Source organism: Campylobacter sp. RM9333 (assembly GCF_020137705.1).
Classification (GTDB): Bacteria; Campylobacterota; Campylobacteria; order Campylobacterales; family Campylobacteraceae; genus Campylobacter_E.
In genome coordinates this window covers 1-23,902 of sequence record NZ_JACGAY010000004.1, presented here as the reverse complement: position 1 = coordinate 23,902, position 23,902 = coordinate 1, and the positions used below count along the sequence as shown (strand labels likewise).

18 protein-coding genes are annotated in these 23,902 nt (G+C 27.0%); 12 read left to right on the top strand and 6 right to left on the bottom strand.

Translation table 11 applies throughout. The features are described from left to right. The first annotated feature begins 7 nt into the window (after window positions 1-7). The 4 genes from AVBRAN9333_RS02585 (at window position 8) to AVBRAN9333_RS02570 (ending at window position 6,723) form a co-directional block, all read left to right on the top strand. Window positions 8-2,746 (top strand): FAD-binding and (Fe-S)-binding domain-containing protein, encoded by a 2,739-nt coding sequence (locus AVBRAN9333_RS02585; RefSeq protein ID WP_214120166.1) that lies wholly within the window; start codon window positions 8-10, stop codon window positions 2,744-2,746. A gap of 144 nt (window positions 2,747-2,890) precedes the next feature. After that, window positions 2,891-4,261 (top strand): dihydroorotase, encoded by a 1,371-nt coding sequence (locus AVBRAN9333_RS02580; protein ID WP_214120167.1) that lies wholly within the window; start codon window positions 2,891-2,893, stop codon window positions 4,259-4,261. A 1-nt stretch (window position 4,262) separates the two neighbouring features. Further along, a complete protein-coding gene (locus tag AVBRAN9333_RS02575) occupies window positions 4,263-5,468 on the top strand; it encodes a hydantoinase/carbamoylase family amidase (RefSeq protein ID WP_336609377.1) in 1,206 nt (401 codons plus the stop codon). Then, complete coding sequence (locus AVBRAN9333_RS02570) at window positions 5,458-6,723, top strand: MFS transporter (protein ID WP_214118458.1); 1,266 nt, start codon at window positions 5,458-5,460, stop codon at window positions 6,721-6,723. Before AVBRAN9333_RS02575 ends, AVBRAN9333_RS02570 begins: the two co-directional genes overlap by 11 nt. A 43-nt stretch (window positions 6,724-6,766) precedes the next feature. Here AVBRAN9333_RS02570 and citF read toward each other — a convergent pair whose 3' ends face one another. The 6 genes from citF to AVBRAN9333_RS02540 form a co-directional block, all read right to left on the bottom strand. Further along, a complete protein-coding gene (citF, locus tag AVBRAN9333_RS02565) occupies window positions 6,767-8,275 on the bottom strand; it encodes a citrate lyase subunit alpha (protein WP_336609376.1) in 1,509 nt (502 codons plus the stop codon). Next, the gene (locus AVBRAN9333_RS02560) at window positions 8,272-9,087 is read right to left on the bottom strand and encodes an HpcH/HpaI aldolase/citrate lyase family protein (protein WP_214120171.1); all 816 of its coding nucleotides are present in this window, start codon (window positions 9,085-9,087) and stop codon (window positions 8,272-8,274) included. Before AVBRAN9333_RS02560 ends, citF begins: the two co-directional genes overlap by 4 nt. Further along, a complete protein-coding gene (locus tag AVBRAN9333_RS02555) occupies window positions 9,084-9,329 on the bottom strand; it encodes a hypothetical protein (protein ID WP_336609375.1) in 246 nt (81 codons plus the stop codon). Before AVBRAN9333_RS02555 ends, AVBRAN9333_RS02560 begins: the two co-directional genes overlap by 4 nt. Window position 9,330: 1 nt before the next feature. Next, window positions 9,331-10,602 carry a 2-hydroxycarboxylate transporter family protein gene (locus AVBRAN9333_RS02550; RefSeq protein WP_336609374.1) on the bottom strand — a complete coding sequence of 424 codons (1,272 nt, stop codon included), beginning with the start codon at window positions 10,600-10,602 and terminating at the stop codon, window positions 9,331-9,333. A 102-nt stretch (window positions 10,603-10,704) separates the two neighbouring features. Further along, complete coding sequence (locus AVBRAN9333_RS02545; RefSeq protein WP_214118448.1) at window positions 10,705-11,355, bottom strand: response regulator; 651 nt, start codon at window positions 11,353-11,355, stop codon at window positions 10,705-10,707. After that, window positions 11,348-12,886 carry a sensor histidine kinase gene (locus AVBRAN9333_RS02540; protein WP_336609373.1) on the bottom strand — a complete coding sequence of 513 codons (1,539 nt, stop codon included), beginning with the start codon at window positions 12,884-12,886 and terminating at the stop codon, window positions 11,348-11,350. Before AVBRAN9333_RS02540 ends, AVBRAN9333_RS02545 begins: the two co-directional genes overlap by 8 nt. Window positions 12,887-12,947: 61 nt before the next feature. Here AVBRAN9333_RS02540 and AVBRAN9333_RS02535 point away from each other — a divergent pair, with 61 nt between their 5' ends. The 8 genes from AVBRAN9333_RS02535 to AVBRAN9333_RS02500 form a co-directional block, all read left to right on the top strand. After that, window positions 12,948-14,249, top strand: coding sequence for a triphosphoribosyl-dephospho-CoA synthase (locus AVBRAN9333_RS02535; RefSeq protein WP_336609372.1), 1,302 nt, complete (start codon window positions 12,948-12,950; stop codon window positions 14,247-14,249). A gap of 132 nt (window positions 14,250-14,381) precedes the next feature. Beyond that, window positions 14,382-16,181 (top strand): TolC family protein, encoded by a 1,800-nt coding sequence (locus AVBRAN9333_RS02530; RefSeq protein WP_336609371.1) that lies wholly within the window; start codon window positions 14,382-14,384, stop codon window positions 16,179-16,181. 3 nt (window positions 16,182-16,184) lie between these two features. Beyond that, complete coding sequence (locus AVBRAN9333_RS02525; protein WP_214120625.1) at window positions 16,185-16,850, top strand: transglutaminase-like cysteine peptidase; 666 nt, start codon at window positions 16,185-16,187, stop codon at window positions 16,848-16,850. Beyond that, on the top strand, window positions 16,847-18,739 hold the full coding sequence (locus AVBRAN9333_RS02520) for a bifunctional diguanylate cyclase/phosphodiesterase (RefSeq protein ID WP_214118432.1): 1,893 nt from the start codon (window positions 16,847-16,849) through the stop codon (window positions 18,737-18,739). Before AVBRAN9333_RS02525 ends, AVBRAN9333_RS02520 begins: the two co-directional genes overlap by 4 nt. Then, window positions 18,736-20,871 carry a type I secretion system permease/ATPase gene (locus AVBRAN9333_RS02515; RefSeq protein ID WP_336608565.1) on the top strand — a complete coding sequence of 712 codons (2,136 nt, stop codon included), beginning with the start codon at window positions 18,736-18,738 and terminating at the stop codon, window positions 20,869-20,871. Before AVBRAN9333_RS02520 ends, AVBRAN9333_RS02515 begins: the two co-directional genes overlap by 4 nt. Further along, window positions 20,868-22,160, top strand: a complete 1,293-nt coding sequence (locus tag AVBRAN9333_RS02510; RefSeq protein WP_214118428.1) for an HlyD family type I secretion periplasmic adaptor subunit — start codon at window positions 20,868-20,870, stop codon at window positions 22,158-22,160. The genes AVBRAN9333_RS02515 and AVBRAN9333_RS02510 overlap by 4 nt, the downstream gene beginning before the upstream one ends. Beyond that, window positions 22,160-22,747: a response regulator transcription factor gene (locus tag AVBRAN9333_RS02505; protein ID WP_214118426.1), complete on the top strand. Its 588-nt coding sequence runs from the start codon at window positions 22,160-22,162 to the stop codon at window positions 22,745-22,747. The genes AVBRAN9333_RS02510 and AVBRAN9333_RS02505 overlap by 1 nt, the downstream gene beginning before the upstream one ends. Window positions 22,748-22,901: 154 nt before the next feature. Beyond that, on the top strand, window positions 22,902-23,902 hold a 1,001-nt coding region (locus tag AVBRAN9333_RS02500; protein WP_336607021.1), incomplete at its 3' end, for a cache domain-containing protein.

Sequence of the window (23,902 nt, the reverse complement as noted above, 5' to 3'; positions counted from 1 at the left end):
AAATAATATGAATAATTATGAATTATTTTATAATGAAGCTAAGAATATGTTTAAAGATAGGATATTTAATGACTATCTTAGATGTTTTGCTTACGGAATTGATGCGTCTTGTTATAAATATGTCCCTAAGATAGTAGTAATAGCAAGAAATGAGAGCGAAATACAAGAAATAATTAGACTAGCAAATAAATATAAAACTCCATTAAACTTTAGAGCAGCAGGAACTAGCTTAAGTGGTCAAAGCTCAACGGATAGTGTTTTAGTAGTAATTAAGTTTGCATTCAAAAAAATCGCTATAAATGATGATGCTAGCGAGATTAGTTTAGGTTGTGGTGTTGTTGGAGTTAATGCTAATTTATCATTAGCTAAATTAAGTAAAAAAATTGGCCCAGACCCTGCTACGATTAATTCAGCTTTAATTGGTGGTATTGTTGCTAACAACTCAAGTGGTATGTGTTGTGGAACTAAGGATAATTCTTATAAAACTTTAAATAGTATTAGAGTGATATTAAATGATGGAACTATCCTAGATACTAAAGATAAAGCAAATGTGGAAGAATTTAAAAGAACTCACGCTAATTTAATTAATGAAATTAGAGCTATTAAAGAAGAGATTAAAAATGATAGCGAATTATATGAATTAATTAAACGCAAATTTAAAATCAAAAACACAACAGGCTATGCTATAAATTCTTTCATTGATTATGATGATGAAATAGATATTTTGGCTCATTTATTTGTAGGTAGCGAAGGGACTTTAGGTTTTGTTAGTGAAGCAAGACTTAAAACTATTGATGATTTACCTTATAAAGCCTGTGCTTTATTGTTTTTTAATGATATTAGTGACGCTGCAAATACTATTAGTGAATTTGCAAAATATGATTTTATAAATTCAGCTGAAATTATGGATTATGCTAGTTTAAAAGCTGCTAGTAGTTATGATGAATTAAAAGATTTATTAAGTGATATAAAAGACAATAATACCTGTGTATTAATTCAAACTGAAAGCGATAATGAAGAAGTTTTAAATGCAAATATAGTTAAAATTAAAGAGCTTTCAAGTAAAACTTTTAAATCATATTATTCTAAAGAAAAAAGCGAATATGATTTATGGTGGAAGATTAGAAAAGCGCTTTTACCAATAGCAGCTAGTAAAAGACCTGTTGGAGCTACTGTTATTACTGAAGATGTGTGTTTTGAGATAAAAGATTTAGCAAATGGTATTAGTGCTATTCAAGATTTATTTAAAGAATTTAATTTTGAAGGTATTATTTTTGGTCACGCATTAGCTGGAAATATTCACTTTATCATCACTCCTAATTTAAATGATAAAACCGAATTTGAAAATTTTGCAAAATTAGTAGAAAAAATGTCAAGTGTAGTAGCTAGTTTTGGTGGAAGTATCAAAGCAGAGCATGGCACAGGAAGAATGGTTGCACCTTTTGTTGAGATTGAGTGGGGTAAAAAAGCTTATGCTATAAATTGCAAGATAAAAGATATTCTTGATAAAGATAATATATTTAATCCTGATGTAATTATTACAAAAGATAAAGATATTTATAAGAAAAATATCAAAAACCAAAGCCCTGTTGATGAAGCTTTAAATTTATGTATGGAATGTGGATTTTGTGAGAGATTTTGTCCATCAAATGAAATCAGCCTAAGCCCTAGACAAAGAATTGCAGTGCTTAAAGAGATGAAGAGTTTAGAAGAATTAAACGACGAAGATAGCAAGAAAAAATTAAAAGATATGAAAAAGCTTTATAATTTTTATGTAGATACTACCTGTGCTGCTTGTGGGGTTTGTTCTATGGTATGTCCTTTAGGTATTAATTTTGCTGATTTTAGCTTAAAATATAGAAAAGCAAATCAAGGAGCTATTTCAAGAATTATCGGTAATTTTGCTTATAATCACCACGAAACTACTTTAGCTCTAGCAAAAACTTCTTTAAAAATTGCTAATAAATTTGATAATTACAAATTAAATAATTTACTAGCTACATTTAATTTACCACAAAGTAGAAATTACTTGCCTAGAGCAAATGATTATAAGTATTCAACAAATACTCAAGAAGAAAATGTTATATATTTTACAAGTTGTTTAAATAAAGCATTTAAGCCTAATGCAAAAATGAGTGATAAAAGAAGCATTCAAGAAGTATTTGAAAGTCTATGTAAAAAGGCAGGAATTGGAATAATCTACGCTCCAAATGATTTATGCTGCGGAAAAGCTTATGAGAATTATGAAAATATTCAAATTGCTAATGAAGCAAAATTAAATGAGTATTTATCTAATCAAAATTGTAGCGTTGTGATTGATCATTCTGCCTGTTCGGCTAAGGTAGTTAAAAATCATAAAGGTAAAGTTTATGATTTGAGTGAATATTTATACAAAGTAATTGCTCCAAGATTAAAAATCACAAAAGTAAATGAGCCAATAGGCTTATATATTATGTGTGCTGCTAGAAAAATGCATATAGAAGATAGCATAATGAGTTTAGCTAAATTATGTGCTGATGAAATAGTAATTGATAATGATACATACTGCTGTGGATTTGCTGGATATAAAGGCTTTTTAACTCCTAAGCTAAATATAAGTGCTACAAATAATTTTAAGAAATTTTACTCAAGCACTAATGTTAAAAGAGGCTTTAGTTCATCTAGCACTTGCGAAGTAGGACTTAGCGATGCTACTAATATGTCTTGGCAACATATTGCTTATTTATTAGACGAATGCAGTAATTAATCATTGAAAGAATTTGAAAATTAATTTTCAAATTCTTTAAGCTTGTGTTACTAAAAGTAATATAAGCTTTAATATTTTTATTTTTTTCTATCTTTTTATCAATATATCTAGTATCCTAAAAACATAAGTTAATAAAGGAGTAAAATGAAAACTTATGTTTCTAAATTAGTATTAAAAGATACTATAGGTATTGGTGTTTTAGTTGTTAAAGAAGAGCTCTTTAGTAGAGTAGAATTATTTTTAGAAAAAGATTATCAAAAGAGCATAAAAGAATTAGCAAATATTTATGGTTTTAGTGAAGATGCAATTGATTTAAGAGATAAGATTATTTTTCCATCGGCTATTGATTCTCAAGTACATTCTCGTTCTCAAGCAAATAATGAAGATTTTGAACTAGCAAGCAAACAAGCAAGTGCAGGTGGTGTTAGTGTAATGGTAGAAATGCCTTATGATGCAGGATTACTTATATCAAACGCAAATAATTTTAATAAAAAATTAAAAGATGGCTTAGAAAATTCTTATGTTGATTTTGCTCTTTATGCAACCATAAATCCAGAAGATGGTATAAAAAATATTGAAGAATTAATAAAATTAGGTGCTTGTGGCTTTAAATTATCTTTATTCGGAACAGACCCTGTTAGATTTCCTAGAATACCACCATATTTAATGTATGAAGTTATGCTTGAATGTGCAAAATATGATGTAATGGTAGGAGTGCATAATGAAGACCATGAAAGTGTTATTTATCTAACTGAAAAAATAAAACAAGAAAGAACAGATTATAAAGCACATAATTTATCTCGCCCTGAGTGGGTTGAAAATATAGCTGTAAATACTATATATGAATTAGGAGCTAGTGCAAGAGCGAAAGCTCATGTCGTTCATGCTTCTAATAAAAGAGCTTTAGAAATTGCTAATAATTATAAAAAAGATGGCTATAAAGCTAGTGTTGAATGCTGTTTGCATTATTTAATTTGCTCTGAAGAAGATGAGGTTAGAAGATTAAATGGTATTGCTAAAATTAACCCACCAATAAGAGATTTAGCCAACAAAGAAGCTATATGGGAATGTTTAAAAAACGGCTTAGTTGATGTAGTTTCAACAGACCATGTAAGATGGAGTAAGGATAGAAAGAGCAATGAGAATATATTTTTAAATTCTAGTGGAGCTGCAGGTCTTGAAGTGTTATTGCCTTTATTTTTAAGTGAATGTAAAAAAAGAAATGTAGATTTAAGTTTAGCTTCTAAATTACTATCAACTAATCCAGCGAAATTGTTTAAATTGCCAAATAAAGGAGAATTAAAAGCTGGAAATGATGCTGATTTTGTTATTTTAAGCGAAGATACTTATAAGTATTATGCAAAAGATGGTTTTAGTAATCTTGATTATAGTTTGTATGAAGGCTATGAAATGCTTTATAAAATAAATGAACACTATGTTAGGGGTAATAAAGTATTTGATGGTAAAAATGTATATAAATTTAATGCAAAATTTATAAATCCTAACGAGAATTGATATGAAAATACTTGCAGATGATATTAAATTTCATATAAATAATTTAGCAAAAATTACAGAAACAAATCATCCTTTTACTAGATTGGTATTTACTAATACTTATGAAGAAGGTAGAAAATATATTAAAAATCATTTTTTAAATTTAGGACTTAATGTTATATATGATGATTTTGCCAATATGTTAGCTATTAAAAAGGGCAAAAGTAATGAATGTATTATAATAGGTTCTCATAGCGATACCGTTGCTAGTGGTGGTAGATTTGATGGAGTTTTAGGTGTTGTATCTGCTATGGTAATTGCTACAGCTTTAAAAGATATACAATTAGATAAAACTTTAATTTTTTGTGATTATTTAGGAGAAGAGCCTAATTATTTTGGTTTATCTTGCGTAGGTTCTAGGGGAATGTCTGGTAATTTGAGTAAAGAACAACTTGATATTAAAGTTAATGATACTAAATTATCAGATATGATAATCAAATCAGGTGGTAATAAATCATTTAGAACTTTTAACGAATTAGGAATAGGTAAGCTTATTGAAAGTTATGAATTGCATATTGAACAAGGAAATATGTTAGAGAGTTTAAATACTAAGATTGGTATTGTAAATAAAATTGTAGGTATTTCAAGATTTAATGTGGAATTTAAAGGTTTAAGCAATCACGCAGGAACAACAGCTATGCATTTAAGAAAAGATGCTTTATTAAATTCTTCAAAATTTATTGTATGGTTAAATGATAAAGCTATTGAGTATTCTAAACAAGCTTATACGGTAGCAACCGTTGGGGCGTGTAGTGTAATGCCTAATGCTGCTAATGTTATTTCTAATAGTGTAAAAATAAGTATAGATTTAAGAAGTGAAGATGATTTAATAAGAATAAATTTTATTAAAGAAATTGAAGAAAAGTTAAAAGATTTAGACGCTAATTATAAATTAGTATCAGATTCTAATGCTACTCCTGCTGATGATTTAATTATTAAGAATTTAAAACAAACAGCAGATGAGCTACAAGTAAGTAATATTATTATGCCAAGTGGGGCAGGGCATGATAGTGCTTTTATAGCTAAGATAGCTTCTATGGGTATGATTTTTATACCTAGCAAAAATGGTTTATCTCATCATCCTGATGAAGAAAGCTCATTTGAAGATGCAGCTATTGGCACTCAAATTATTTTAAATAACATATTAAGGAGTGGTTATGAAAAATAGAACAAGAACCGTTATAGCAGCTTCTATGGGTAATGCTTTAGAATGGTATGATTTTTCTTTATTCGCATTTTTTGCAGTATATATTAGTGCTAATTTTTTTCCAAAAGAAGCAGACCCAATTACTAATATGATTAATACTTTTTTATTATTTGGGGTTGGTTTTATAGCAAGACCTATTGGTGCTATATTATGTGGTTATATAGGTGATAAATATGGTAGGAAAAAGTCTTTATTGCTAACTATTTCAACAATGGCTATAGGAATAATTATTATAGTATTAACTCCAAAATTTCAAGATATAGGATATTTAGCTCCTATTATGCTTTTAGTAGCAAGATTATTTCAAGGATTTAGTGCAGGTGGAGAAATCGGTGGAGCAACTAGTTATTTATTAGAAAATGCTGATAAAAAGCAAAGATTATTATATGCTTCATTTTTGCAATCAACCATTGGAATTGCTAATATATTATCTGCATTAGCTGGAGTTATTATTACTACTATATTTACTACTCAAGATATTTATGATGGTGCTTGGAAATATGCTTTTGCTTTCGGGCTTTTGATTATTCCTGTTGGTGTATATATTCGTAATAAATCTAATGAAAGTGCAGTTTTTATTGAGCAACAAAAAGAGAACAAAAACAAAGCACCTTTAAAAGATTTATTAAAAGATTATAAAGGTAGAATTTTTACAGGTATGCTCTTTAGCACATTATGGACTGCTGGAGTTTATAGTTTAATTATTTTTATGCCTACTTTTTATCATAAATTCTTAGGCTATGATATGCAATTAGGCTATACGGCTAGTTTTTTAGGAAATATATTTTTGACATTAGGGTGTTTTTTTGCAGTGTTTATAGCACATAAAATTGGTCTTATAAAATCTCTTATGATTTCTATTGGGCTTTTATCTTTTATGCCATTTTTGGCTTTATATGTTTTATTAGGTAGTAGTAATGCTTTTTTATTATTTGCTATTCATATAATTTTATGTTTATTAATTAGCTTTTTTGTTGGATTAGCACCTGCTATTATGAGTTTATTATTTCCTGCTCATGTAAGAAGTAGTGGTTTGAGTATTTCTTATAATTTAGTTGCAATATTTTTTGCAGGATTTACTCCGGCAATTATTACATATTTAGCAAAATTTAGCTTATTTGCTCCTGCTGCTTGGACTTTATTGTCTTGTATTTTAGCTTTTTGGGGAGTTGTAAGAATGAAGAAATTAGGTCTTGATAATTGGCAAGAGTTTTAATTAAAAAGAATTTGAAAATTAATTTTCAAATTCTTTAATTGTTTTAGACTTGTCTTATTACATCAATTACACTGCCATCGCGATATTCAACGACGGCTACTATTCTTTTATTTGATTTTTCATACTCACAAACTCCGCAAATATCATTTGCAATACTAGCTAATTCTTTTATATCAAGTATTTTTAGCCTTGAGTTTTTTAAGGTTTTTGCTAAAGTTTTATCATTTAGTGCAATTCCATATTCGCAAACAAGTGCATTAATGCTTTCTCCTGGAGTTGTAATTGAGTTTATTTTTTCTTTAACGATAGCTTTTCTAGTCCTAATTAAATTAGTAGTAATTATTGCTAGCTTTGCTCCTGCAGCAGCGTCGCTATGCCCACCACTTCCGCCCATAATATATCCATTTGAACTAGTCATTACATTGGTATTAAAATTAGTATCAACTTCAGTTGCTCCTAAAACAACGCAATCAAGTCTATTTACTATAGGAGAGCTTGTGTGAATGTTTGCATACAAACTTGAGCTAACTTCGTAATGATTAGGATTAGTTTGCAATGATTTTAAAGCTTCTAAATCAAAACCTTGAACATCAAAAATATTATTAAAATACCCTTCATTATATAAACTAACTAAATATGCAGTTATTCCGCCCATAATAAATGAGCCTTTGATATTTTTTTCTTTCATAATTTCTTTTACATAATGAGCACTTGCAAGGCTTATCCCACCAGCTCCTGTTTGAAATGAAAAACCATCTTTTAAAAGCCCACTTTCATCTATTAAATTAGCCGTTGTTTTAGCAATTTTTAGCTGAATTGGGTCTTTTGTAATATCAGTTGTGCCTGATTTAATACCATTTGGATCACCTATCTCATCAACCATTAAAACATAATCAATCTTATCTTGAGTAATACTAGGATTGCTTAATGGATAAGGATATATAGTATCACTTACTGCAACGCTAACTTTAGCACAGTCTGCATCAGGCATAGCATAACCAATTGAGCCAAAGGCATTTTTACCCATTGTTCCATTGATATTTCCTGCGTTATCAGTTGCACTAGCTGCAATAAATGCTACATCAATTTCTAAATCCCCAGCATAAATTGCTCTAGCACGACCGCCGTGGGTTCTAAAAATAGCTACTTTTTTAAATTCTCCACGAGAAATAGCATTTGCGACTTTTCCTGTGCAATAGTTTGTATCTATTTGAGTTATTATTCCTTTTTTTGCATATTCTACTAAAAAATCATGAGTTGGAAAAATTGCACTAATTGCTAGTTTTAAATCATTTATGCCTAGCTCTTCACAAGCTTGTAAGATAATTCCTACTACTTTATCCCCATTTCTTAGATGATGATGAAATGATATTGTATCTCCACTTTTTAAGCCTGTTTTTTTGATTAATTCTTTTACATTTGTATAGACTTTATTATCAGTTGGGTTTGATAATTTTATATGCTTTTTAAGTGATTTTTCTTTAGGTTTTAAACTAAATGCTCCGTTAAAAGCAATTACTTCTCCATAATCTTTAATATAATCAATATTCATAGAATTTCCTTTAAAATCTTTTTAGCACGACTAACAATAGGTGCATCAATCATTTTGCCATTTAGTGAAATTACTCCACTTTTTTTAAGTTCGGCTTCTTTTATAGCGTTTAGGACTTGATTAGCCCAGATTATTTCTTTTTCACTAGGTTTAAAGCAATTATGAATAATATCAATATGCCTTGGGCTAATTACTAATTTGCCATCAAATCCTAGATTTTTAATATAAGTTGTATCGGCTATTAATCCATTTTCATCATTTATATTTGTATATGGAGTATCTATTGCATCTATTTTTGCAGCCTTACATACATTTAATAAATAATTTCTAGCAAAATCAATCTCAACTCCACTCTCGCTTCTTCTTGCACCAATTTCGCTCGTATAATCTTCTGCACCAAAGCAAATAGCACTAACGCCATTTAAAAATGCTAATTCTTTAGCATTTAATAAGCCAAGTGGAGTTTCTATTAAAAGTAAAATTTCAATTTTTGGATTTAAATTCTTAGTGTATTTGATAAGTTCTTTAATCTCTTCTACATTTTCAGCTTTTGGGATTAATATGCTATTAATTTTAGTTTTTGATAGTGCTAAAATATCGTTTTTTGCATTCTCTAAATTAATCCTAACTATTTTTTCACATTCATAATTTAGCATAGTTAAGGCATTGCAAACTAGATTTAAGGCACTATCTTTTTGCATAGGACTTACTGCATCTTCTAAGTCAAATATAATAGCATCAGCTCCAAATAATCCTGCGTTTTGAATATTTCCTGCATTATTTCCTGGTATAAATAGCAATGTTCTTCTCATTTTTCTAACCTTTCTAATGCTGTTTTTAGCCTTGCTAAGATACAAAAATCTAAAGAACCTTTATCATTTATCTCTATTAAAACATTTGTATTTTTGTGTTCTTTACAATAATTTTGAATTAAGTTCTTAATATGTTTTGCATAAGGATTTTCTTCTTCATTTATAAATACGATTTGAAATTCCTTATGTTTTTGAATATTAATTAAACAATCATTTGATTCAATAGTTCCAACGCTAATCATCTTAAACTCCAAATTGTGCAAATAAAAATGTAGCAGCTATAACCGTGCAAGCCCCACCAATTCTAGTTGAAATCTGTGCAAATGGCATAAGCTCCATTCTATTACAAGAGCCTAGAATTGCAACATCTCCTGTGCCACCAAGTCCTGAATGACAAACCATAACGCAAGAGCATTCAATCTCAAACATATTTAAAAACTTTGCACAAAAATACCCAGTAAGTGCCATAGTAGTAACTACGCTAAAGCAAATTATTATAAAAGCAATATTAATTGCAGCAATTACATCTTTCCAAGGTGTCCAAATAACTCCAACACCTACTAAAAGAGCCCAAGTTAGGTTTTTGCTTACAAATTGATATATGAAATTAGCTCCGTATTCTAGGCTTTTTGGCATTATGTTTAAAACTTTTGTAATAGCAGCCATAATAATCATAATAATTGGAGCAGGAATTGAAATTATCATATTTAATAATTTTCCTATTAAAAAATAGCATACTGCAACGAGCAAACCAGCACCCATTAATTTAATATCAAAAGGCAAGGTATCGTTATTTAAAGAATTGATATTTTCTTCTTTAGTTTTTACTAAAAGCCCGTTTCCACTTAAATGTGGCTTTTTTAGAGCTAGATTTTTTAAATATCCTGCATAAGCAATTGCAAATAAGTTTCCAAGCATTGCAGCAGGTGCTAGAAGTGCTATTATATTTGATGAATTGGCATTTCCTAAAATTTCTGAATAAGCAACACTTAGTGGGATAATTCCCTCTCCAACTCCGCCACTTAAGATAGGAATTGCTATATAAAATACAGCGTGAGTTCCGCCTATACTAGTAATTGAACCTATTAAATATGCTACTATAATAGCTAAAAAAGTTCCTATAAATAAAGGTATAAACATTTTTAAAAACCCTGCAATTAAAATTGCTCGTTTCATACTTAATATACTTCCAACTACTAAAACGCTTATATAAAGATATAAGAAATTAGATTGCTTAATGAAAAATGTTATAGCATCTATTGAGTTTTGATTTAATAAACCATAATAAACCATACAAGATGGAACAAAAATGCTTAATATAGCTGGTCCGCCAATATTTTTTAAAATAGGCACTTTCATACCAATTTCGCCAAGCAGTATTCCTAAAATCATAGTAATAGCAAGTCCGCCTACCATATCTTTAGGAAGTTTTCCAAAATAGCAAGTGAAAAATACAATAAGTGCAAATACACAAAATGCGTATAAATTTACACCACCTATTTGTCTTTCTTTCATAAAAACTCCTTTAAAATAATTTGAGTTTTCATTTTAAGAAGAATTAAGATTTTGTAAATTTAAGTAATTTAAAAAAGCTTTTAAATAATTAAAATAAGTAAATTAGTTTAATTTATAATATATTTGTGGTCTTCCTTTGGCTTTATATTCTAGTTTTGAAGTAATGTAATTAATTTGTTCTAAATAAGTTAGATATTTTCTAAGAGATATTTTAGAAATATTTGTTAGTTTTTCTAATTCATTGACATTAAACCAAGTATTAAATTCTTTTATTTTATCTTTTATAAGAGCTAAAGAATTTTTATCAATTCCTTTTGGTAATTCATCAATTTGTTTATAAAGAGCTTTATCAATATTTTCTTGATTGATTTTGCTATTTAATAGATTTCTTCTTAACTTATATTGATTTAGCGAGCTTTCAAGCCTATTTTGTTTAAATGGTTTTAGAATATAATCAATTACTCCTAGATTTAAGCTTTTTTGTAAGCTTAAGCTATCATTTCTAGCAGAAATTACAATAATATCAATCTTGCTAAACTCACTTTTAATTCTTCTAATAAGCTCAATTCCATCAGTATTTGGCAAGGTTAAATCAAGTAATATCAAATCTATTTCATTACTTAGCAAATAATTTATAGCATCATCTACTTTAGTAAAACAAGCTAGTAATTTAAACTCACTTACTGATAAAAGAATGTTTTTATTAATATCTTGCACCATCAAATCATCTTCAACTATTATTGTCTTAATCATTATTAATCCTTAAAATTACACTAAAAGAGCTTCCATTTTTTAATTTACTAACACTTATTGTTCCATCATAATTAGCAACAATTTTAGCACATAAATAAAGTCCATATCCTCTAAATTCACCCTTAGTAGAATAGCCTTTAGTAAATAAGTTTTCTTTATTTTGAATGCCGCAGCCATTGTCTTTACATTGAATTTTTAGGTAGTTTTTATTATTTTTTATAAATATTTCTATATTTTTATTTTCTGTATTGCTTAATGCGTCTATTGAATTATTTATTAAATTTGAAAGAATGCTAATAATATCATTTTGTAAATTACTATCATTTAAATTATCTAAAAATGATTTTTTATTAAGATTTATATTGATTTTTAATTCTTTTGCAAAGGCGAATTTGCTTTCGCAAAAAGCTAGGATTACTTTATCATTGATATTGCATAATAATTTATTTAAATTCTCTTTATTTTTTAAAATCAATTCATCACAATAATTTTTTGCTTCATTTATATTATTGTTTTCTAATAAGGCATTTATTATGTGAAGTTTGTTTGAGAATTCGTGATGATTTGCTCTTAGGGCTTCGGCGTATTTTTTGACATCTATTAGCTCATTTGCTAATTTTTTAACTTCTTTTATATCTTTAAAAGACGCTACAACTCCTGCTATATTATTATCTATAAAGTATGGAATTCTATTTGTTAAAATTGTGATTTCGTTTAATATTTGCTCTTGATTTAATTCAGCTATTTTTGTATTTAATACTTTTTGCATATTTGAATGCGGGATAATATTGGCATTTTTTCCTATTAAGTCATTATCTACTAAGGCTAGTTTAAAAATATCTTTAGCTTTATCATTTATTAAAGTAATGGTGTTTTTATCATCTACTGCAATTATCCCATCATTTAAGGATTGCAAGATAGCGTTTTGTCTTGCAACTAAATTAGCTATTTGTTTTGGTTCATAACCTAATAATATGTTTTTTATATTTTTATTTAGTATTTTTGCTAGTATTAAAATGATTATTATAAAAATAATTATCAAAATAAAATTATATTTATTTTCTTCTAAAATTATTTGATTTAGATAATCTACGAATACTCCAACTATTACAGCACCTATAATTTGATTATCTTTATAAATTGGGCTAAAGCTTCTAATTGAGCGTTTTAAAGAACCTTTTGCTATTGAGATATAATGTCCTTGTCCGTTTAAGACTTGCTTAGCGTCCCCGCCTTCTACTAAAGTGCCTATTAAATCTTTATTAGGGTGGGTTAGTCGCTTTTGATTTTTATCTATTATTACTATGAAATCAAGATTTAATTCTTTACTTAATGTGTTTATATCTTCATTTAAATTAGGATTATTTATATTAATATTTTTTGCTAGAGTTTTTGATATTGCTTCTATTTTATGAGTAATTTCGTTTTCAATTAATTTTTTGCTTTGTATAAAAATAAAAACAGAAGTAATGCTTAAAACTATAAAAGAAATTAAAAAAAATGTTAAAGTAATTTTTGTAAATAATCTCATTTAAAATTCCTAATAGTTTTTTGGATACATTATATTAAAATCATTTAAGGAATTTGAAATTATGCAAAAAGATTTGCTTCAGCTAGTTTTAGAACAAAAAGAAAAGAGATTTAATGCAAGACTTGAATACGAAAATATTTATAAAACTCCTGTAATTTGCTTTAGCCTAAATCTTCCTTATATGTATAAAATATTTAATATTAGTGAAGTTAAAGAATTGTTTTTATTCGGAATTAACGAAGTGCTTAGTTTAGAAAATATCATAAATTATAGTGTTAATTTAGATGAATTATTTTGCTTATTTGCGATTGATGATGAAGCTTTAAATATAAAAAAACTCACTATATCTTTAGAAAATAAATATAATTTTTCAAGATTATTTGATTTTGATGTGTATTTTAATAACGAGACAATTAAGTTAAGAAATGCAGGTAGGAAGTGCTTTTTATGTGATGAATTAGCCATAGTTTGTCAAAGAAATAACACTCATACAAAATCTAGCATATATAAAAAACTTGATGAATTATTTGATGATTTTTATGTGCATATTTGCATAAATAAAAGTATTAAAAATAATTTTAGCAAAGCTGCTTTAAAGGCATTATTGTATGAAGTTAGCTTATCTCCTAAAATTGGCTTGGTTGATAGATTTAGTTCAAATTCTCATAATGATATGAACTTTTATACCTTTTTAGATAGCGTAAGTGAATTAAGAGAATATTTTGATAGCTTTTATACCTTAGCAAAATTATCAAAAAGAAATGATTTTATTAGGCTTAAAAAAATAGGTCAAATAGCAGAAAAATCTATGTTTAATGCCACAAATAATATAAATACTCATAAAGGTGCTTTATTTTTGTTTGCGATTATGATTTTTGCTTGTAGCAAAAGTGAAGATGAATTATCGCTTGAAAATATCTCAAAAATTACAAAAGATTTATGTGTAAATCTATGTCAAAATGAGTTAAACAATAATCTTAATTCAATCGGTGGGATTTGCTTTCAAAGATTTGGGATTAAGGGGATAAGAGATGAGGTTGAAAAAGGATTTATAAATACTTTTAAGGCTTTTAAATTCTATCAAGCTTTTGAGATTAAAAATGATATAAGTTTGTTAAAGACTTTATTTTATATCGTATATTTAATAGATGATACGAGTTTAATAAAAAGATTAAATTATAATTATGATAATTATTTACAAGTAAAAAATACTTGCTTAAAACTTAGTAAATATGATGATAGTAAAATAATAAAAATTATTAATAAATTAAACAATTTATACTCAAGTAAAAACATTAGTTTTGGTGGAAGTGCTGATGTTTTATCATTAATAATATTTTTAAATTTTATAAAAATAAAATAATTTTTTAATAATTACTTAAAAATTATATAAGATTAAAATTTTTTATAAAAAAAAGTAAAAAATCTATGGAAATATTAAGTTTAATTAATTAAAGTAATACCTTTAATTTATTTTTAAACTTAAGGAACAATGATGAAAAAAACATTAATCACATCTATTATTGCGGCTAGTTGCTTGCACGCAGCTGAATATAATATATTCATAGCCAGCTTTAAAAAAGACGATTATGCTACATTAAACAAAATAAAATCAAATATTGAAAAAGTTGTTAATAGTAGCAAATACGCTAATGAATTGGTGGTAAAAGCAAGAGCTAGTGACCCACAAAGTGCAAATAATAGCACATATCACACCGTAGTTGTTGAAACTGCTGATATGTCTAAATCAAAAGTAACAGAGATTAGAAACTATCTTCGCTCAAATTCTATCTATAAAGACGCTTATTTTACGACTAGAAAACCAAATGAACCTAAATTTTCTAAGGTTGATAGTGAAGTAGATACTAATTTAAACAATGACGAATTAACTAGCGAACCAGCTGTTGTAGATAATAATTCATCTGTTTCAAGTATGTTAGATAGTTTAGATGAAAAAAATGATAATGGTTTAAATATTCCTGCATTTAACAATGTTGAAGACGCTAATTCAATTACTTTAAATAAAATGATTGCTAGTGTTCTTGATACAAACCCAAGTGTAAATACTTATAAACAAGAATATTTAAAATCTTTAAAAGACTTAGATATAGCAAGTGCTGAATATTATCCAATGTTAAATGTATATGCAAATGGTGGATATGTTAATAAAAAGAAAAAAGTTAATGTACAACCTGAACAAAAAGGAACAGGCACAACTCACGATGCTTCAATAGTTTTAACAGAAAACTTATTTAATGGTGGAAAAGATATGAATGGCAAGGCTCAACAAAGCCACATTACAAATTCTACAGCTTATAAAGTAATTCAAAATTCAAATGAAATCGTATATGATAGCACTAAAGCATATTTAGATATGATAAAAACTAAACTATTACTTGAAATAGCACAAAAAAATGTAAAAGCTCACGAAGATATTTATGCTCTAATCAAAGATAGAACAAGTTCAGGTTTTGCAAGAGCTAGTGAAGAAAGACAAGCAGGAAGCCGTTTAGCACTTGCTAAAAATAACTTATTATCAGCAGAAAACGATTTTAAAGATGCTGAATCAAGATTTACAAGATTATTTGGTAAAAATGTAGATATTAATTCTCTTGTAATGCCAGAATTTACTTATGCAATTCCTAGTTCAGTTGAAGGCTTAAATGAAATTAGTAAAAAATGTAATCCAAGTGTGAGAATTCAAGCTGAAAATATCAATGTGCTTGAATATGAAACAAAGGTTAAAAAAGGAAATTATTTACCTAAATTAGACTTAGAATTAAGTGCAAACTATGCAAAAGATAAAATCTTTAGAGATTTACAAGCAGATACTAAAGATACTTCAGCAGGTGCTTATTTAAGATTTTCATACAACCTATTTAATAAAGGTCAAGATAAGCTAAATGTTGAAAAAAGTAAAATCGGGGCATTAGCAAGTCAAATGGATTATAATGCTACTTTAAGAGAATTAGAAGAAAGCAATTCATACGCATTTAATTCATATAAAATTAGTAATGATAAATTAAATTATTTAAATGATTATGTTGAATACGCTAAATCTACACTTTTAACTTATGAAGATGAATTTAAAATTGGTAAAAGAGATTTAATCAATGTATTAGATGCTCAAAGCGAATATTTTTCAGCTGCTAAAGAATTAATTAATACAAAGAGCAATATTTTATTAACCCAATACAAAATGCTTGATAATATGGGTGTAATTTCTGAAGGTTTTGTTAATGGTTATGCAAAACAATACATTAATAAAGCTTGCTCAATCTCTGATATTAAGTAATTAATGTATAGTAGAATTTTTAAAAGAGTGATTTTATTCACTCTTTTTATCGGTATTAGTTTATCTAGTTCTTCATTCATTAAACCACAAACTTATGTTAGAATGGAGAAGACTTACGGACAAGTTAGTGTTAAAAGACTTGAAAAACTAGATAAGTTAATGCAAGATATACAAAATACAAATGATGCAAATAAATTGGTAAAAGTTAATGAATTTTTTAATGACCCAAGTATTATAAAATGGCAAGATGATATGATAACTTGGGGTAAGACTGATTATTGGGCTAATAGATTTGAATCACTTGGAAAGGGTTTTGGAGATTGCGAAGATTTCGTAATCGCAAAATATCTTACTTTACTTGATTTAGGAGTTAGTGAAGAAAAATTATTTTTTACATACGTATATGCTAATTTAAATGGCAAATGGATTTCTCATATGGTTTTAGCATATTATGAAAAACCTAACGATATTCCTTTTATTTTAGATAGTAATACAAATTCAATTAAAAGAGCAAACAAAAGAGTTGATTTAAAGCCTGTGTTATCGTTTAATGCTAAAGACTTATTTTTAGCACAACAAGCATCAAGCGGTAAATTATCGGCAAAATCTTCAAAATATACAAAAGATTGGTCTAGTTATTTAGAGAATTTAAAAAAGGGTGATTTATGACTTTATTTAAGCAAATTTTATTAGGTGCTATAGTTTTTATATTAATTATAATAGCTATTGTTGGTGTTAAAAACTATCAAACTACAAATGATTTTATAAACGAGCAATTAAGTGCAAATGCAAAGCATACAGCAACTTCACTAGGATTATCAATTGCTACTTTAGATAATGTTGATAAAGATAGTGTTGAGCTTATGATTAATGCTATTTTTGATAGTGGATATTATCAAGAAATTAAATTCACTGACGCAAATGATGAGATAGTTTATGATAAAAGTAAAGAAAAAGTATTTTATGGAGTTAGTGATTTATTTGTAAAACTTGTAAATATTAGCACTCCTGTTGAGAGTTTTGAGATTAGACAATGGAATAAAATAGGCACTATTTATGTGCAAATTAGCCCTGCATTTGCTTACGAGCAACTTTATACAACCCTTAAAGAATTGTTTATTAATTTAGTGATTATTTTTATAGTTTCTATGATTTTAATTTATTTTTCACTAAAAGCAATTTTAGCACCACTAAATAAGGTTAGAAAACAAGCAGAAGCTATACTTGAACACGAGTTTATAATACAAAATAAACTACCATTTACCCAAGAAGTTAGAAAAATGGTAATGGCAATGAACTCAATGGTAGGTAAGGTTAAAGATATATTTGATAAAGAGAGTGAAACACTAGATAAATACAATGATTTGCTTTATAAAGATGAAAGAACTAAGCTATTTAATAGAAGATATTTTATAAATAAATTTGAATCAATTAAAAGTAGGGAAGAATATTCAAATGGATATTGCTTTTTATTAAGCATTAAAGAAACTTATAATCTAAAAAAGATTTTAGGTTTTAATAAATCTATGGAATTTTTAGGAAGATTATCAGATATTTTAAGAGATAATGATAAGGTTTTTGATAGTGAATGTGTGTTTTCAATTAATGAAAATGATTTCGCTGTTTTAGGCGAGAATTCTTTAGGTTTTGAAGAAAACTGCGTAAATTATCTAAATAAAATAAAAGATTTATTTAAAGAATTTGGACTTGATGATAGTGAGTTTTTAATAAGCAGTTCTTTAAGTTCTTATGAAGGAAAAAAGCTAAATGAAATTCTTGCTGAACTAGACTTATTGTTAATTAAAAATAAGACTAATTATTCTTTAAACAAATCAAATAATTCTGATAATATTATCTTAGGTAAAGAGCAATTTAGAACATTTATTTATAACGCTATGAATAATAATGATTTTTGTTTTGCTAGCCAAGAAGTTTTAGATACTGATAATAATGTATATCATAAAGAATTATATTTGAGATTAAAATATAAAAATGAATTAAAAAATGCTTCTTATTTTATGCCTATTGTAAATGAGCTTAATTTATCAAAAGAATTAGATATTTATGTATTAAGTAAGGCTTTAAGTGAAGAATTTAAATCAGGAATTTCTGTAAATATTTCAAATGATTTAATAAAAGCAGAAAATTATCAAAAATTAGAAAAAATATTCAAAACTAGAAAAAATGAAAAAGTTTATTTAGAACTTGCTATGAGTAAGGAATTAAATATTAGAAATCTTATTGAGTTTTCAAGATTTGCTAAGACTTATGATATAGCTTTAGGGCTTGACCATTTTACTTTAAACAAAGAAAACTTAAGTATTTTAAATGAATTAAATATTTCTTATATTAAAGTTCAGGCAAGAACATTGCTTGATTTATTAGAAGATGTTAATGCTAGTGGGGCTAAAAATGCTTTAGAAATTATCTTAAATTCAAAAGGAATAAAAATAATTGCAATAGGTATAGAAGATGAAGAAACTTACAACAAAATAAAAGAATTAAATATTAATTTAGTTCAAGGAAATTACACAAGTAAAGTTAAGGAAGAAATATGATAAATACAAAAACAGATGAATTGCTAGATTGTCTAGTTATTCTTACTAAGCTTTATAACAATCCTTATAGTGCCGAAGCACTTACAGCTGGGTTGCCTTATGATAAAAATTTAGGCGGTATAGAGCTATTTTCAAAAAATAATAAAAAATCTCTTTTTAGTAGAGCTGCAAAAAGAGCTGGTTTTGCTAGCACATTAGTGAAAAAAGATTTAAAAGATATTCCTAATTTAGTATTGCCTTGTATTTTAATGCTAAAAGACCAAAAAGCATGTATTTTACAAAGTTTTCAAGATAATGATAAATTAAGTATTATTTTTCCAGGATTTGATGGTGCAGCTACATTGGTTAGTAAAGCAGAAATTGAAGAAGAATATTTAGGCTATGCTTTTTATTTAAAAAGAGAATTTGTTATTAAAAATGAAATAAATAATCTTAAAAATAACCCTAATGAGCATTGGTTTTGGGATACGCTTAAAAAATCAAAATCAATTTATGTAGATGTTTTACTAGCTTCATTTATCATAAACTTATTTGTTTTAGCAGGTCCGCTTTTTACAATGAATGTTTATGATAGGGTTGTGCCTAATAATGCAATTGAGACTTTATGGGTTTTAGCTTTAGGAGTATTTGTTGTTTATACAATTGATATGATTATTAAATTAGTTAGAGCTTATTTTTTAGAAACAGCTTCAAAAAAGAGCGATATTATTATGAGCTCATTAATTTATGAAAGAGTGTTGGATATTAAATTGAGTTCTAGACCTGCTAGTGTTGGTTCTTTTGCACAAAATCTAAAAGAATTTGATACGCTTAAAAGTTTTTTTGCAAATGCTAGTATTGCTGCTATTGTGGATTTGCCATTTTGTATAATATTTTTAGCAACAATTTATTTTCTAGCAGGGCATTTAGTAGTAGTTCCTGTTATTGTTATGATACTTATTTTAATTTATACATTTAGTATTAGAAAACCTTTACAAACTTCAATAGAAAGCACATATCAAGCAAGTGCATTTAAAAATGGTGTTTTAATTGAGAGTTTAAATACACTTGAGACAATTAAGACTTTAGGTGCAGCATCTTCTTCTCAATGGATATACGAAGAAGCAACAGGAGAAATTGCTAATAAAAGTATAAAAAATAAATTATTATCTAGTTCTATTCCTATGGTTACAGGGTTTTTAGTTCAATTTAACACTATTGCTATTGTTGTATTGGGTGTTTATATGATTAAGGATATGGAGCTTAGTATGGGTGGTCTTGTTGCTAGTGTGATTTTAAGTTCTCGTGCAATATCTCCTATGGGTCAGGTAGCTTCTCTTATATCAAATTACGAGCAGACTAAAACAGCTTATAAGAGCCTTAATGATATTATGAATATGCCAGTAGAGCGTGAAAATGGCAAAAAATTTGTAAGAAGAAATAATTTCTTAGGTGGTATTGAGTTTAAAAATGTTTCATTTGCTTATCCAGAAGCTAAAAAAGAATCTTTAAGTGATGTTAGCTTTAAGATTAATGCTGGAGAAAAAGTTGCAATTATTGGTAAAAATGGTAGTGGAAAAACAACTATAGAAAAATTAATTATGGGACTTTATGAGCCAAGTAAAGGCAGTATTCATGTAGATGGTATTGATATTGAGCAAATTGACCCAGTGGATTTAAGAGAGCATATTGGCTATGTTTCTCAAGATATTATGCTATTTAAAGGTACTTTAAGAGAAAATATAGTTTATAAAGCACCTTATGCAAGTGATGAAGAAATTATAAAAGCTGCAAATATTTCTTGCGTTAGTGAATTTGTAAATTCTCACCCACTTGGATTTGATATGCCTGTTTATGAGCGTGGAGAAGGTATAAGCGGGGGTCAAAGACAAGCTATTGCAATATCAAGAGCGTTTATAACAAATACACCTATTATGCTATTAGATGAGCCAACAAATCAAATAGATACTCAAACAGAAGCAAAAGTTATAAATAATTTAAAAGAAGCTTGCAAAGATAAAACATTAATAGTAATTACTCATAAACAATCACTTCTTAATCTAGTTGATAGAATAATTGTAATTGATAATGCTAAGGTAGTTTTAGATGGAAGTAAAGAAGAAGTTTTAGCAAAGTTAGGAGCTAGTAAATGAAAAACTATACAAAAGATGATTTAGATTTTATGAATAGCTTATCACAAGCTGTATTATCAAAAAGCTCTCAAAAAACAAAAACTATGCTTTATATAATTATTACTTGTGTAATTGGTTTGATTGCTTGGATGAGTGTAGCAGAGATTGATGAGATTACAAGGGGGCAGGGCAAGGTAGTGCCTAGTGGTCAAAATCAAGTAGTTCAAAACCTAGAAGGTGGTATAGTTCAAGAATTATTAGTAAGAGAAGGCGATGTTGTAAAAAAAGGTCAAGTATTACTTAAGATTGATAATAAAAGTTTTGAGAGTTCTTTAGGCGAGAGTGAAGTAAAAATTAGTGAGCTTTTGGCTAAAAAAATTAGGCTTTTTGCTCAAGCAAATAGTAAAGAATTTGATATTAGTATTTTAAGCGAAGATGAAGTAAATAAAATTTTCCCACAGACTTTAAAAAACGAACAAAGTTTATATGAGAGTAATATAGAGCAATTAAAAGAAAAAATTTCTCAAAAAGAAAGCGAAATAAAGGAACTAAAATCAAAAATCAACCATCTAAGCACGAGTTATAATTTAGTATCTAAACAAAATGATTTAACTTATAGTCTTTATAAAAAAGGTAGTGTGAGTGAAGTTGAATATTTACAAATTAGCAGACAATTAAATGATATTAGGGGTGAATTATCTCAAGCAAGATTATCGCTACCTAAATTAGAAGCTACATTAAATGAAATAAGATTAGGTTTTATTAATGATTCTAAAAAAGAACTAAATGAAACAAATGCTGAAATTGCTAGAATTAATAAAAGTCAAATAGGTCTTGATGATAGGGTTGATAGAACCTTAGTAAAAAGCCCTGTAAATGGTATAGTTTCAAAGCTTAATGTTCATACTGTTTCAGGAGTAATCAAGCCAGGTGAAAATATAGCTGAAATAGTTCCACTTGATGATAGATTGATTGCTGAAGTTAAGGTTAAACCTGCTGATGTGGCATTTTTAAGAGAAGGTTTAAGAGCTATTATTAAGGTAAGTGCTTATGATTTTAGTATTTATGGCGGACTTGAAGGACAAGTTATGCAAATTAGTGCCGATACAGAAACCAATGATAAAGGAGAGAGTTTTTATTTAGTAAAAATCGTAACAGAAAAAAATCATCTAGGAACAGATGAGCACCCACTAAATATCAAAGTGGGTATGATAGTAAATGCTGATATTGTTACTGGTAAAAAGACTATATTAGATTATTTATTAAAACCAATATTTAAAACCAAACAAAATGCTTTAAGGGAAAGATAATGCAAATAATTATAAATGTAGAAGATAAAGAGCTAAGAACTTATTTAGAAGAAATATTGAATGATTTTAATGTATATTCAACAAATTATTTAGATGTAATAATAGCTAAATACAAAGATGCTAATGTTATAATTTGCGATAATATTGATAGTATAAAAGAATTATCAAAATATAATTTTAAATGTCTAGCTATATCAAAAAATCCAAATTTTATAGAATCTCAAGCGTTTTTAAATGGCAATGCTAAAGGGTATGCAAACGCAAGAATGCAAAAAATTCACTTTATAGATGCAATTAATTGTATTAGTAATGGCGGTATATGGTTATTGCCTGATATTATTAGTAATATGATAAGTCTTATTAATCAAAGCTATAAACAAGATAATAATGATTTATATGAATTATTAACTGATAGAGAAAAAGTAGTTGCAAATTATATAAAAGATGGATTAAACAACGCACAAATTGCTAATATTTTGCAACTTAGCGAAAGAACTATAAAGGCTATAACTTCAACTATTTATCAAAAAGTAGGGGTTAAGAATAGAATTCAATTCGTAATGGCTTTAAAAAATATTGATAAATAAATATAAAGTCCTATTTTAAATTCTTGTTTAAAATAGGATTAAAATTGTATTCTTTTAGTTAATATTTTTAATTAATAATTATTATTACTTAAGTTTTATTTAACTTTGTTTATTTATACTACGCCTTTTTAAATTATTACAAAAAAGGATTTAAATGAAACTATCACAAAAAATTTCCATATATCTTACCGCAGTTTTAATAATTGCATCAGTAATTTTAACTTCATACGAATTAAATAGAGTTAAAACTATTATTAATTCAAATTACAATGAATTAAATAGAAATGATATAACTTTAAAGAATTTATATATAAATTCTTATATAGATGTAAAATTAAATAATATTAAAAAAATTGCTAAAAAATTTGAAGAAGCAAAAGATGTAAGCCCAAATTTTATTAAGCAAATAATAGAAGATGATAATAAGATTTTAGATTTTAAAGGTTTATTTGTAGGTTTAACAAATGGCGATGTTTATAAGGCTGAATCTGATTTAACTTTTAGATTAATCCCTAATTTTGATGGTAGAACTAGAGCTTGGTATAAAGAAGCTTTAGAATTAAAGCAAGCAAATTTATCTTCAGTATATCAAGATGTTTCAAGTAAAAAATCAGCCACAACTATTTTTGCACCTGTAGTAATTGATAATAAAATAGTAGCTGTTGTTGGTGGTAATATTTTAATTGATGATTTTAGCGATGAGATTACTAGAGCAAATTCTTTAAAAAATTCTAGCACGATAATTCTGGATAAAAATGATGAGATTATTTCAAGTTCTAATAAAGATGATTTAGGAAATCCTGAATGGAAAAAAGAATTTGTAAGTAAATTACAAAATTATTATAAAAATGATAATAGTGGTAATTTTATATTTAATAAAAATGATAAAGAATATATAGCTTATTGTTTAGAAGATAAATTAACAGGATATGATGTTTGCTCAATTATGCCAAAGGCAAATATTGATGATACTATTCACAATAGTATGATGAATTCGATTTATGAGTTTATAATATTTATTATTGTAGTTATAGGAATTTTATACTATTTAATCAAAAAATCTTTAAATCCTATGATTGCTATGCAAAATGGTTTAACTGAATTTTTTGAATTTTTAAATTATGAAAAAAATGATGCTAATAAAATCGCAATCAC